The 13,133-nt window shown below is 38.1% G+C and carries 11 protein-coding genes; 10 read left to right on the top strand and 1 reads right to left on the bottom strand.

The annotated features are described in order from the left end of the window. Positions 1-197 precede the first annotated feature (197 nt). From AAEU28_RS10245 to asd, 9 genes are all read left to right on the top strand, one after another. Positions 198-950 (top strand): DUF3450 domain-containing protein, encoded by a 753-nt coding sequence (locus tag AAEU28_RS10245; protein ID WP_421964023.1) that lies wholly within the window; start codon positions 198-200, stop codon positions 948-950. Positions 951-961: 11 nt separating this feature from the next. Beyond that, positions 962-2,326, top strand: coding sequence for a MotA/TolQ/ExbB proton channel family protein (locus AAEU28_RS10240; protein WP_421964022.1), 1,365 nt, complete (start codon positions 962-964; stop codon positions 2,324-2,326). Between the two features lie 2 nt (positions 2,327-2,328). Continuing rightward, complete coding sequence (locus AAEU28_RS10235; RefSeq protein WP_058032524.1) at positions 2,329-2,856, top strand: MotA/TolQ/ExbB proton channel family protein; 528 nt, start codon at positions 2,329-2,331, stop codon at positions 2,854-2,856. A 20-nt stretch (positions 2,857-2,876) separates the two neighbouring features. Continuing rightward, positions 2,877-3,287 (top strand): ExbD/TolR family protein, encoded by a 411-nt coding sequence (locus AAEU28_RS10230; RefSeq protein ID WP_058032525.1) that lies wholly within the window; start codon positions 2,877-2,879, stop codon positions 3,285-3,287. An 8-nt stretch (positions 3,288-3,295) separates the two neighbouring features. Further along, positions 3,296-3,901: an energy transducer TonB gene (locus AAEU28_RS10225; RefSeq protein WP_058032526.1), complete on the top strand. Its 606-nt coding sequence runs from the start codon at positions 3,296-3,298 to the stop codon at positions 3,899-3,901. Between the two features lie 28 nt (positions 3,902-3,929). Next, positions 3,930-5,231 (top strand): tetratricopeptide repeat protein, encoded by a 1,302-nt coding sequence (locus tag AAEU28_RS10220; protein ID WP_421964021.1) that lies wholly within the window; start codon positions 3,930-3,932, stop codon positions 5,229-5,231. Between the two features lie 214 nt (positions 5,232-5,445). Then, on the top strand, positions 5,446-7,101 hold the full coding sequence (locus tag AAEU28_RS10215) for a hypothetical protein (RefSeq protein WP_421964020.1): 1,656 nt from the start codon (positions 5,446-5,448) through the stop codon (positions 7,099-7,101). A 75-nt stretch (positions 7,102-7,176) separates the two neighbouring features. Continuing rightward, on the top strand, positions 7,177-9,891 hold the full coding sequence (locus AAEU28_RS10210) for a TonB-dependent receptor plug domain-containing protein (RefSeq protein WP_421964019.1): 2,715 nt from the start codon (positions 7,177-7,179) through the stop codon (positions 9,889-9,891). A 213-nt stretch (positions 9,892-10,104) separates the two neighbouring features. Beyond that, positions 10,105-11,214: an aspartate-semialdehyde dehydrogenase gene (gene asd / locus AAEU28_RS10205; RefSeq protein ID WP_421964018.1), complete on the top strand. Its 1,110-nt coding sequence runs from the start codon at positions 10,105-10,107 to the stop codon at positions 11,212-11,214. On the opposite strand, the gene AAEU28_RS10200 is transcribed toward asd, so the two are convergent. After that, positions 11,211-11,717: a DUF4240 domain-containing protein gene (locus tag AAEU28_RS10200; protein WP_421964017.1), complete on the bottom strand. Its 507-nt coding sequence runs from the start codon at positions 11,715-11,717 to the stop codon at positions 11,211-11,213. The genes asd and AAEU28_RS10200 overlap by 4 nt on opposite strands. 194 nt (positions 11,718-11,911) lie before the next feature. Here AAEU28_RS10200 and AAEU28_RS10195 point away from each other — a divergent pair, with 194 nt between their 5' ends. Beyond that, on the top strand, positions 11,912-13,123 hold the full coding sequence (locus AAEU28_RS10195; RefSeq protein WP_421964016.1) for a tyrosine-type recombinase/integrase: 1,212 nt from the start codon (positions 11,912-11,914) through the stop codon (positions 13,121-13,123). Positions 13,124-13,133 lie beyond the last annotated feature (10 nt).

Below are 13,133 nucleotides of genomic sequence, written 5' to 3'. Positions count from 1 at the left end.
TATATTTTTGGCACTGATAGATATAAATATGGATTAAAAGGAGATATAAGCCGTAATTAATTATATCTTGATCCCTCAGGTGTATTTATATCAATTATTACACCTGTAATAAAATTGTATTTTTTGCGCAACACCACTGTCATTTTACCGCTTTAAACTGCACGCAATTTCATAACAATCAATCTAAGGTGTATGCGATGAAGTGCATTAACCCTCTGCTTCTTGCAGGTGTTTTAGCAACAGCAACTGGTGTTCACGCCAATTCTTTAAATCCTGTTGTTGAAAAAAGTGCAGCGATTAATGACTCTGCTTTAAAAACTCAGGGAAAAATTGACTCTATTTCTGACTCTATGCAGTCGAAATTACAACAATTCAAAACATTAAATAAAGAAATTGATGGTTTGATGGTTTACAACAGTCAATTAGATAAACAAATTCAAAACCAATTAGCAGAGATGGCTGACATCAATGCATCAATGGACCAAGTGTCAGTTATTGAGCGCCAAATCACCCCGTTAATGCTTAACATGATCACAGGTCTTGAGCAATTCGTTGCTTTAGATGTGCCTTTCCTATTAGAAGAGCGTAAGCAGCGTGTTTCAAAGCTTCGTGAAATGATGGAACGTGCTGATGTGACATCAAGTGAAAAATTCCGTCGTGTACTTGAAGCTTACCAAGTTGAAGTTGAATACGGTCGCACAATTGAAGCTTACCCAGCGCTTATTAACGTTGCTGGTCAAGAGCGTGAAGTTGACTTCTTACGTATCGGTCGTCTCGAACTGATGTATGTCACTAAAGATAGAAAAATGGCTGGTATTTGGGAAAAAGAATCAAAACAATTCAAAGAATTACCAGACACAAACATTAGCCAAATCAATAAAGCGCTACGCATAGCACGTAAACAGCTAGCCCCAGATATGTTAACGCTACCAATCAACGCTGCGAAATAAGAGGTCTTAAAATGAAACTGTTAAAGAAATTTAGTCAAGCTGCGATCTTAGCGACGACATTCGGTTTATCAGGCGCAGCAATGGCCGACGAACTTAAGTTAGATGCGTTACTTAAAACGCTGGAGCAAGGTCAGGTAGCACAAACTGCAGAAAATAAAGCCAGAGAAGCTGAGTTTGTTGCAAAACGCAATGAGCAAGATGCGGCACTTCGCAAGCTTACTTCCGACAGAAATGCGCAATTATCGCGCTCAGAACGTTTAGAAACGTCATTTGAAGAAAATGAAATCAAGCTTCAAAACCTTTCTGATACGTTAAGTAAACGTATGGGTACATTAAAAGAGCTATTTGGTGTGCTTCAGCAAGTATCAGGCGATGCTAGCAATAAATTCCAAACATCAGTTGTTTCTGCTGAAATTACTGGTCGTAGCGCTTTTATGGATGAAATGGCTGCAAAGATGGGCTCAAGCTCAAAACTCGCATCAATTGAAGACATCGAAAAAGTGTGGTTTGAACTACAACGTGAAATGACAGAGCAAGGTAAGGTTTCTCGTTATAACGCAGAAGTTATTGTTGCTGGTGGTGAGAAAGTTAATAAAGAAGTTTTACGTGTTGGTGCGTTTAACTTAATTGCCGATGGTAAATACTTAACTTTCAACCCGGTTACTAACACAATTTCTGAACTAACAAGACAACCAGTTGCACGTTATCAGACTTCAGCGGCAGATTTACAAGCGGCAAATAGCGGAGTCGTCGATTTTGCACTAGACCCAACAGGCGGTTCTATTTTAGGCCTTCTAGTTCAAGCACCAAATACAGAAGAACAAGTTCACCAAGGTGGCTCTGTTGGTTATGTGATTTTAGCAACCGGTGTTATTGCCTTACTTATCGCACTTGAACGCTTCATTAGTTTAATGCTGATGAGTGCAAAAATTCGTCGTCAACTTAAAGACACAACGCCACGTGAAGATAACCCACTTGGCCGTGTGATGAAAGTTAAAGAGCAGTATCCAGATGTTGCTTATGACACGTTAGAACTAAAGTTAAGTGAAGCAATACTACGAGAAATGCCTAAGATCACTCGTAATCTAACCCTGATTAAGATTATTTCTGTTGTAGCACCACTACTAGGTCTACTAGGTACAGTAACGGGTATGATTAATACTTTCCAGGCAATCACTTTATTCGGTACCGGTGATCCTAAGCTGATGGCTGGTGGTATTTCTCAGGCACTTGTTACAACTGTACTGGGTTTAGTAGTTGCTATCCCAACCGTATTCTTATACACGCTGTTAAATACACGTTCTCGTAACCTGTTACTTATTTTGCAAGAACAAAGCGCTGGCATTATTGCAGAGCGTAGCGAGAAAGGAGCGTAAACGTGGTTTTATTGCTAGATGCAATTAACGCACTACGCAGCTTTCTAGATACAGGTGGCCAGGTACTCCTGGTCATCGGTGTCCTTATCTTCGCAATGTGGTTACTTATTTTAGAGCGCTTTATTTATCTATTCGGTTTATACCGTCAACAGCGCAAAGAGGTAATTGCTAGCTGGAAAGCACGTTCAGAGCGTAATAGCTGGAATGCGGAACAAATTAAACAAGCTCAGATTTCACGTATTGGGATTAAGTTAAATACAAACCTGCCATACATTGGTGTCATGGTTGCCTTATGTCCTTTATTGGGTCTATTAGGCACAGTTACAGGCATGATTGAAGTATTCAATGTAATGGCAATCACCGGTACAGGCAGTGCACGTTCAATGGCTGCGGGTGTATCTAAAGCAACTATTCCAACTATGGCCGGTATGGTCGGTGCACTTTCTGGTGTATTTGCTGTGACATTTCTACAGCGTAAAGCAAAACGTGAAGTTGAGTTATTAGAAGATAAATTGTTGCTAGATCACTAAGCAACACGAGGTAAAGAATTATGAGAGCGCCATTAGCAAAAGTTTTTCAAGAAGAAGAAGCAGAAGAAATTAATATGACACCTATGCTAGATGTTGTATTCATCATGCTTATTTTCTTCATAGTGACCGCTTCTTTCGTGAAAGAAGCAGGTATTGATGTAAATCGTCCAGAAGCAGCCACAGCTGTTAAAAAGCAGCGTGCAAATATTTTAGTGGCGATTTCTGACAAAGGTGAGATTTGGATAAACAAACGTCAGATTGATATTCGTGCTGTCCAAGCAAATATCGAACGCTTAAAAGCTGAAAACCCACAAGGCAGTGTAGTTATCCAAGCTGATAAGAAGGCCACAACTGAGCTACTTATCAAAGTAATGGATGCTTCAAGGGCTGCAGGTGCGTTTGATGTATCAATTGCTGCGCAGGAATCATAGGAGCAAAAATGCGTTACTTAACCGCTTTATTAATTGCTGCCACAATCACCTTCTTCCTATTTTTGGGAATGCAGGCTTTGATCCAGAGTGGCGAAGGTGCAATGACTGAGCCTGCAAAAGGTCAAGTACTTGACTTTGTGAGGTTAAAGAAAGAAGAAACGGTTCAAAAGAAAGAGCGTAAACCACAAAAGCCACCAACTCCTAAGGAGCCACCACCACCCATGGAGGCGCCTCAAATGCAAGCTAATAATCTTGATGCAGCTGGCACAGATTTTGATTTTAGTGCTGATGTACAAGCAGATGTTGATTTGGGTGGTGGTTTAGCTTTGGAATCAAGTGATGGTGAGTATCTTCCTATCGTTAAAGTAGCACCAGTCTATCCAAGACGTGCTCTTTCAAGAGGTATTGAAGGATACGTGATTGTTGAGTTCATAGTAACTAAACAAGGCACTGTTCGCGATCCAAAAGTAATTACCGCTGAGCCGCAAAGCATTTTCGACAGAGCAGCCCTAGATGCAGCCTTGAAATTTAAGTATAAACCCCGTGTTGTTAACGGCGAAGCGGTTGAAGTGGCCGGTGTTCAAAACAAAATTTCATTCCAGATCAATGGATAAGTTTTGTGTGTGTTGCGAGGAAATATAAATGAATATTAGAAAGTTAACTTTAACCGTTAGTATTGTTTTATCAGCGTCTGTTTTACCAAGTTTATTATCGGTTACGCCTTTAACTGACATCAATACAGTTTATGCTGAGACTAAAACAAAGCGTGTGCCGGCACTTAGAAACAAAGTGTATAGCCAATTGGCAAGAGCTCAAAAATTGGCTGATGAAGGTAAGGTACAAGAAGGCCTAGAAGCGTTAGACAACATCAAAGCAAGAGCAAGCAGCATGAATGCTTACGAAGTGGCGATGATGTATAACTTCTATGGTTTTATTTACTATAACGAAAATCAGTTAGACAAGGCCATTGAGTCTTTTGAGCAAGTGATCTCTGAAGAACAAATTCCTGAATCTTTGAGGCAATCTACTACTTTTAGTTTGGCCCAGCTTGCTATGGCTAACAATGATTATACGAAAGTAATCACTTATCTTGATAAGTGGAAAAGTGGTAATACTAAGCCGATTGCAAATAGCTATTATGTCTTACGAGCCAACGCGCATTACTTACAAAAACAGTATGACAAAGCTTTAGAGAGCATAAACGTAGCGATTCGTTTATCTGAAAGTAAAAATGAGCTGCCAAAGGAGAACTGGCTAGTTTTACAACGTGCGCTTTACTATTCACTAAACAAACCTGAGCAAGTTGTCGTTGTACTAGAAAAAATGGTTAAGCTTTTTAACAAACCTGAGTATTGGGTGCAACTTGGTGGTATGTACGGGGAAGTGGGAGAAAGTAAAAAGCAACTCGCAATACTTGAGGCTGCCAAGCAGCAAGGCTTTATTCAATCTAAAAACGAAATAATGCAGTTGGCTCAAGTCTATATGTATAACGGTTTGAATTTTAAAGCCGCTGAGGCTTTGAAGCAAGGAATTGCAAACGGGAAGATTGAAGACTCCGCAAAGAACCAGGCTTTCATAGCTGAAGCTTTTGTGCAAGCAAAGGAAGATGAAAAGTCTATTCCTCATTTTAAAAAGGCAACAAGCAAAGTGAAGCATGGTAACTATGCTCAAAGGTTAGCTGAGGTGTATTTAAATCTAGAAAGATTTGAGGACGCAGCTGATTACGCCAGAGAAGCCCTTGATAAAGGTGATTTAAATTTTGAAGCCAACGCATATGTTGCACTTGGTATGGCACAATATAACTTAGAGAATTTTGATGCTTCCATTATTGCTTTTGAGCAGGCTGAAAAACACAAAAAATCAGCTAGATTAGCCAAACAATGGATTAAGTTTGTTGAGAAAGAAAAACTACATTTAGAAAGTTTAAAAAAAGCACTTTTATAATATAAAAAATCGCAACACCAAAGCCGCGTTCAGTATAGCTGGAGCGGCTTTTCTATTTTATAATGCAACATAATATTTATTGTTCTTAATCAAACTGTATTAATACTGTCATTTAACTTTATATTTTATGTAACCCAACAGTAACAAATCTCCATTACTTTATGCATCAAGCTTTTTGCGCTTATAACGACTTATTATATTTTTGGAGATTAAAATGAAACTTTCTGGGTTTTTTAAAGCTAGCCTAATTACTTCTGCTCTTGTACTTGCTGGTTGTGGTGGTGGTGATATCAACGTAACACCAACAACAAATGATAACCGTGTAGACAACTCTACTAGCAATGTAACAAATAATACTGGAAGTGATAACTCAGGAAATAACGGTGGCGGTACTACAACACCTCCAACGACTGCAATTGAATGTGCTTCTTACACAATGGATGGTGTTGAGTTCAAGGGTAAACCTGATGACGCAAATAAAAACTGTGTGTACAGCCAAGCATTTGCAAGTAACGCAAAAGATATTACTGCTTCTTTCTTAATCCCTGCATTACCGGATGGCGGTGCACACATTTTTGAAGGTGAACTATTCATCGGTGCTGATGTAGATACATCTAAAGGCGGCGTTATTGATGTCAACGGTCCTACTTTAACAATCGAAGCGGGTGTAAACATTGCCTTCACTAAGCCAGAAAGCTTTATCCGTATTGCACGTGGTGCAAACATCGAAGCAATCGGTGAAATTGATAAGCCAATCGTATTTACAAGTATCAGCGACATTGATGGTGATGATTCAACAACTGCGCAAATTGGTGACTGGGGCGGTATCCAAATCAACGGTATGGGTCAATCAATTCGTTGTGCAAAAGCTGATGCTGAAGCTGGTCAATGTAACCACAAAGCAGAAGGTATCGTTTCTTACTACGGTGGTAATGATGCAGCTGACGACAGTGGTACATTGAAACATGTTGTTATCAAATACGCTGGTTACGAAGTAACACCAGATAATGAATTAAATGGTCTTACACTTAACGCAGTTGGTTCAGGTACTGAGATTGAATACATCCATGTTCATAATGGTGCTGATGATGGTATCGAATTATTCGGTGGCTCTGTAGATATCAAGCACATTGTTATCACAGAATCAGTGGATGATGGTATTGACTGGGATGAAGGTTGGAAAGGTAATGGCCAGTTCATTTTAGTTCATTCAAAAGAGCATGGTAACCACGGTTTTGAAACTGATGGTGCGAAGAAAGCGCCAAGTGCAGATTCTGAATTAGTTACTTCTGTTTCTTTCCCTACTATTGCAAACGCTACTGTTGTTACAAATGGTAAAGTTGATGCTGAAGCACGAAAGAACACCGGTGCTGGTATGGAAATGAAAGAGTGGGGTAAAGCAAAATTAGTTAATATGCTATTTGTTAACTCTTCTACTCAATCTGGTGCAGGTTGTTTTGACCTATTCAATGATAAAGACCAATCACATGAAGCAGGTGTACACGCAAATGCTAAAGCTGGTGATATTTCGTTCTCGAACTCTATCTTCGCTTGTGGTTTGAACTTCGAAGAGATTAACACTGAACTTACTGGTGACCTAGCAGGTTTCGATATTGAGCAGTGGTTCTTAGCTGGTGAAATGAATAAGCTAATCGGCTTTGCTGATTTCTCAAATGTTCTTGCTGAAGACGGTGTTACGACTAAAGGCACAATTACTGATAAAGATGGTAATGCGGTTGCTATCGAGTCAGCAAAACTGAATGCTGACAACTCATTCTTCGACGATGTTGCATTCATCGGTGCAATCGGTGAAGGCGCTAGCGACGAGTGGGTTGAGTTTGTAAAAGCGTCAATGGCACGTAAAAACTAATCTAAACCACAAAATAAACTGATAGGGCGCACTTTTGCGCCCTTGTTGAATCAATTTGGTTTAGAGGAATTAAAAATGAAACCAATAAAGCAATTTAAGGCAAATTTAATTACCTTATCATTACTTTCTTTATTGGCGCCAGCATCACAGGTTTTAGCTGCAGATGAAACTGCACAAGAAATTGAAGAAGTTGTTGCTGTTGGTAGTCGTCTTAAAGGAAGCGCGAGCGCTGTTATTGAAGAGCGTAAAAATCAAGCGTTCGTTGCAGATATCATGGGTTCTGAGCAGATTTCAAGAACCGGAGATAGTGATGCTGCGTCGGCACTTCGCCGTGTAACAGGTTTAAGCTTGGTAAATGATAAATTTATCTATGTACGTGGCTTGGGTGAACGTTATTCAAGTGTTCGCTTAAATGGTGCAATCGTACCAAGTCCTGATTTAACCAGAAATGTTATTCCACTCGATATTTTCCCTTCTAGTATTATCGAATCGCTTGCAGTTCAAAAAGCTTACTCACCAGATATGCCAGCCGCATTTGGTGGTGGTGATGTAAATATTCGTACTAAAAGTATCCCATCAGATAGAGTATTCAAAATTGAAGTCGGTGGTGCTTATAAAGACACGAATGATACTGGTCTTGTTTATAACGGTAGTGATGACGACTGGTTAGGCAAAGACGACGGTCTACGCCAAATGCCAGCAGAAATTCAAATGGCATTAAATACCTATATAAACGGCTTATCTGATTTATCTGTGCGAAATATTCGTCAAGTTGAATCAAAAAAGCAGGGTTCAGACATAGGCCAAGATGCTGCAATTGCACTTAATAAGGGTTTAATCAAAGCATTACCTCGTGATTTCGGTATGGTCGAAAAAAGCATTGACCCTGAATTCGGTGCAAAGGTTGTGTTTGGTGATCGTTTCGATGATTTATTTGGTTTTGGTGGTCAACTAGGTTTCTTAACTTCTGTTGCCTATGATAATGAATGGTCTAATAGCACAGAGTTCAACTCAGTTTTGGCAACAAAAGACACTGAGGAACTAGAGTGTAGTAAAGATACATTCACTTGTTATTCTGCAAAAGAAGAAAAACAGTCTACCAAAAACAACATCAAACTAAATGCCTCATTAAATGTTGGTTACAAACTTGACGGACACGATATTAATGCAGGTTATATGATGCTTCGTGACACCGAGAATGAGGCGTCATATGCAATGTATCAAGAACCTTCAAAGTCATTAAGTATAGAAAGTGGACAAGTTACACGTAAAAACCTGACTTCTTTTGAACAACGTGAGCTCGAAATTCTTCAGGTTAGAGGTACTCATAATTTAACTTGGTCATTACTTGATGGTGTCGGTGTTGATTGGCACTACACAGACTCAACCGCAACCACTGATATTCCAAGTGAATTAGAAGTTTCAGTGCGTGATTTATATGTAAACGGTCAATACTCAGAAACGATTTATACCGGTAGTTCAGGTGGTAATCCTTATTTATATCGTTATGTAGCGATGGAAGATGAAGTAGAAAACTTCGGTTGGAATGCAAGTAAAGCGTTTTACTTTGATGGATCTGAGTTAGAGCTTAAAGGTGGTGGTTTCTTTGTCGATAAAACGCGAGATTACCGTACAGATTTCTTAAAATATCGCTTTGGTCAAAATGAAAGCCTTTCTCTTGCTGACACGCCAACTCAAGCTTTAGGAATAGGCTCTTACTTCAGAGATGATTCAACTGTTGATATGACTGATGTTGAGCTTCTTTTCCAAGAGCCGGCTGCTGATGATTATCTAGCAGCTCAGAAAATTGATGCTTATTTTGGTAGCTTTGATTATCTAATGGGCGAAAAATGGCGCTTTTCTGGTGGTGTTCGTTATGAAGATTTCCGTCAGGTAGCTCTGGCATATTCTCGCTCAATTTTTGATCCAGCATTGCTTGCTGACAAACTTAGTGAAGAAGCTATTCAACAAGCGAGTGTGATGGAAGATGATTACTTTGGTTCTTTCTCTGTCACATATAGCGAAAAGTCTTATCAGTTGCGATTTGGTTATGGCCAAACAATTGTTCGCCCAGACTTACGTGAATTAACACCAGTTCAGTACCAAGATCCATTAACAGATTATCGAACACTTGGTAATCCAACACTTGAGTCAAGTTATTTAGATAACTTTGATTTCAGAGCTGAGTTTTATATGGAAAATGGCGACAATTATTCAATCGGCGCCTTCTATAAAGACATCGATAAACCAATTGAAGCCTTATTAACAGAAGCGGATGGTCGTTTCACTCTAGAGTTTGACAATGCTGATACGGCTTTTGTTTATGGTATTGAAGCAGAATGGCTACTTGAATTATCTGCTGATGCGTTTGGTGGCGCTATATTTACATCAGGTAACGTTACCTTAAGTGATTCAGAAGTTGAAATATTAGAAGCTGACAAGGGTGATCTGACAAACCTCAAACGAAGAATGACAGGTCATTCTAAGTATGTAGCTAACTTCCAGCTTAACTATGATTCACATAATGGTAATCATCAGGCATCAGTAATTTATAATGTATTTGGTGATCGTATTTTAGCGGCAGGCGTTAATGATTTTGATGATGCTTACGAGCAGCCAATAAACTCATTAGATCTTGTTTATAGTTATTATCCGAACTTTAATACAACAGTTACTTTTAAAGTGAAGAATCTATTAGGTCAGAACTTTGAAGTACAACAAAATAACGTTGTGATCCGTGAAAAAGAAATGGCTCAACAGATCAGCTTAGATGTTTCAATGGAATTCTAATCTGAGCTAAAAAGCATCAGTAAGCCCACTAAAGTGAGTGGGCTTTTTTTTAAACCCACCACGAACACATCTTACTAGTTGCATTAAAAGTAAAACAGATGAAAGTTTTTAAATTTAACAAGATAAAGCTAGTGCTATTTGTTGATTTTTGTTAATTTTAGACGTCTAGACTCACGCAATGATTCTAAATAATTTGATACAAGGTAAAAGACTATGAATAAAGTAGGACTCGTTGGTTGGCGTGGTATGGTTGGCTCCGTTTTAATGGAGCGTATGCAGCAAGAAAATGATTTTGATAAGATTGAAGCGCATTTTTTTACAACTTCTCAAACTGGTCAATTAGGACCTAACATTGCTGGCACGCCAAAACCGTTGCTTGATGCAAATGACGTGACTGCTTTGTCCCAAATGGACATTATTATTTCTTGCCAAGGTGGTGATTATACAAAATCTGTCTATCCACATTTAAGAGAGTCAGGCTGGAGTGGATATTGGATTGATGCAGCTTCTGCTCTTAGAATGGAAAGCGACAGCATCATTGTTTTAGATCCAGTTAATAACGATGTTATTAAGCAAGGGTTAGAGCAGGGCGTCAAAACCTTTGTAGGCGGAAATTGTACCGTATCATTAATGCTATTAGCATTAGGTGGCCTATTCGAACGTGATTTAGTTGAGTGGGTTTCTCCAATGACTTACCAAGCAGCATCTGGTGCTGGCGCGCGTAATATGCGAGAGCTGATCACACAAATGGGTGAAATTAATTCAGAAGTTAAGTCTCTGTTAGATGATCCAAGTTCAGCAATACTCGAAATTGATAAACTAGTCGCAGAGAAAATTAAATCTGATTTGTTACCTAAAGATCAATTCGGTGTGCCGCTTGCTGGAAGTTTAATTCCTTGGATTGATGTACCAATGGAATCTGGCCAGTCAAAAGAAGAGTGGAAAGCGCAAGTAGAAGCAAACAAAATTTTAGGCTCTAGTCGTTCACCAATTCCAATTGATGGACTATGCGTAAGAATTGGCGCAATGCGTTGTCATTCCCAAGCAATGACCATTAAATTAAGAGAAGACTTAAGCGTAGAAGAGATCGAAAGCATTCTTGCTAATCATAATGAATGGGTTCGTGTTATTCCAAATGATAGAGATATTACAGCAGAAGAATTAACACCTGTTAAAGTAACTGGCACATTAGATATACCAGTTGGACGTATTAGAAAACTAACTATGGGTCCGAAGTATATTAGTGCATTTACTGTGGGGGATCAGCTACTTTGGGGAGCAGCTGAACCATTAAGAAGAATGTTAAGAATTATTATCGATTAATTCTTTTTCCAAAATTTATTAAATAAGTTTGGATAATTTTCTTTAAGGGACTTAGGTTTATTTTTAAACCTTTTTCCCTTAGGTTGAAAGTTAACTACTTGATGGTAAGGTAATTCTTCACCAGTTAGTTCTTCAAATAATAAACCTGGTACTAGATCAAGTTCGTCAATATAAGGGTAAGCTAAACTATCCTTAATTGGAAAATTATAATCGAACAGCTCGTCTGGTTTACTAGTTAGTTTTATATTAAACTCTTTTCCTTGTAATAAACACCAATTACAAAAATCTAAAAAATCATACTCTGTATTACAACCACATATAATAAATGCAACCGCCCAGTTATCCCAATGCCAAAGATTTTTAAGCTTTTCTGTATAAATTGTATCAAAACATTCGATATCATTGCTTGTTAATTTAGCTAATATTGATTTAAGTGTTTCATTTGGATCTTCTGGAGATTGACTTACTTTTTCTAAAATTTCCCAAAAGGTTTGTTCATTCATTTTTTTATAGGCCAACTAATAACTGAGGGCAAATTTTAACATTATTTTCTTCTATAGTTAATCTCATATAATTTACGTTATGTTAAATGATTGATTTGTACGTAATTGAGTTTATCCTAGGTAAAAAACTTTAGTTTACATACCCTTTCTAAATCTCTAAACTATGTCCAATACTAACCAATATCGGACTTTATATGATTTTCCCGTTAGTTGATACTGTTAAGCAACTAAGATATATGATTGCCCATGTTGAAGATGCTACCCTTAAAACCGAATATCCTGAATTAGAGTCTCAACTTACAACACTAAACTGTAAACATGGCTTTATAACTTCGGATTACGAATTTTTATTAAAGTTTTTGTATGTTTACGGCAGAAAATCTGAGGCAACATTCAATCGTTTTCGAAATGAAATCGAACGATTCTATCTATGGTCTTGGTATTTTACAAAGTCATCAGTTTTCAATTTAAAGCGTGAAGACATTGAAGCTTATGTCGATTTCATGGTTAAGCCTGAAAAAGCTTGGTCAACAAATTCTGTACAATGGCGGTTTAAAGATAAAGACGGCATAAAATGCATCAATGAAAAATGGCGTCCTTTTATAGAAAAAGAAAACGGTGTCAGTCAACAAACCCTTGCAGCCATGTTTACCGCGCTAAATGTATTTTATAAATTTGCACAATTAGAAGAAAAATCAGCTTTTAACTATGTGCCTGTAATTAAAAAAAATTCTCCATATTTAGTTGTGCAATCTCAAATCAATATGCCGGATACTCTAAGTGACCTTCAATGGGAATATGTCTTCGGTGTGACAAAAGATAAATGCTTAAAACAGCCTAAATTCGAAAGGAATTTATTCACTTTAGCTTGTTTAAAAGGGTTATATCTTAGAATTTCTGAATTATCAGATAGACCACAGTGGTCACCAGTTATGAGTCATTTTTGGCAAGATGCTGATAATTACTGGTTTTTGCGTGTTATGGGTAAAGGTAACAAATTGAGAGATGTTACTTTAAGCGAAGAATTTTTGGAATATTTGAAGAGGTATCGTATTCATAGAGGGTTTGAACCTTTACCTCGCGCAGATGATCCATCCCCTATCCTTCATAAATTACGTGGACAAGGTGGTATGAATGTCAGACAGATCAGAAGAATTGTTCAAGAAAGTTTTGATCTTGCAATCGAAAAATTAGAAAAAGATGGTTTCGACGACGAATCAGAACAACTTAAAGCAGCTACATCTCATTGGCTTCGTCATACAGGTGCAACGCATGATGCAAAACATCGACCACTGAAACACCTTTCCGAAGATCTTGGGCATTCAAAAATTGCGACGACAGACCAGATTTACATACAAACTAATGTGTCTGATCGTGCAAAGTCTGGCTCTAAGAGAACTTTATAAAAGCGTGTTT

The sequence above is a fragment of the Pseudoalteromonas sp. SS15 genome (assembly GCF_049257195.1).
Taxonomy (GTDB): Bacteria; Pseudomonadota; Gammaproteobacteria; order Enterobacterales; family Alteromonadaceae; genus Pseudoalteromonas.
The sequence above is the reverse complement of the archived record's forward strand: the minus strand, read 5'-3'. Positions and strand labels throughout refer to the sequence as shown.

Coding starts and splice junctions, on each gene's coding strand:
- asd (WP_421964018.1), top strand. CDS start 10,105: ATGAATAAAGTAGGACTCGTTGGTTGGCGTGGTATGGTTGGCTCCGTT.
- AAEU28_RS10240 (WP_421964022.1), top strand. CDS start 962: ATGAAACTGTTAAAGAAATTTAGTCAAGCTGCGATCTTAGCGACGACA.
- AAEU28_RS10220 (WP_421964021.1), top strand. CDS start 3,930: ATGAATATTAGAAAGTTAACTTTAACCGTTAGTATTGTTTTATCAGCG.
- AAEU28_RS10200 (WP_421964017.1), bottom strand. CDS start 11,717: ATGAATGAACAAACCTTTTGGGAAATTTTAGAAAAAGTAAGTCAATCT.
- AAEU28_RS10225 (WP_058032526.1), top strand. CDS start 3,296: ATGCGTTACTTAACCGCTTTATTAATTGCTGCCACAATCACCTTCTTC.
- AAEU28_RS10230 (WP_058032525.1), top strand. CDS start 2,877: ATGAGAGCGCCATTAGCAAAAGTTTTTCAAGAAGAAGAAGCAGAAGAA.
- AAEU28_RS10215 (WP_421964020.1), top strand. CDS start 5,446: ATGAAACTTTCTGGGTTTTTTAAAGCTAGCCTAATTACTTCTGCTCTT.
- AAEU28_RS10245 (WP_421964023.1), top strand. CDS start 198: ATGAAGTGCATTAACCCTCTGCTTCTTGCAGGTGTTTTAGCAACAGCA.
- AAEU28_RS10210 (WP_421964019.1), top strand. CDS start 7,177: ATGAAACCAATAAAGCAATTTAAGGCAAATTTAATTACCTTATCATTA.
- AAEU28_RS10195 (WP_421964016.1), top strand. CDS start 11,912: ATGATTTTCCCGTTAGTTGATACTGTTAAGCAACTAAGATATATGATT.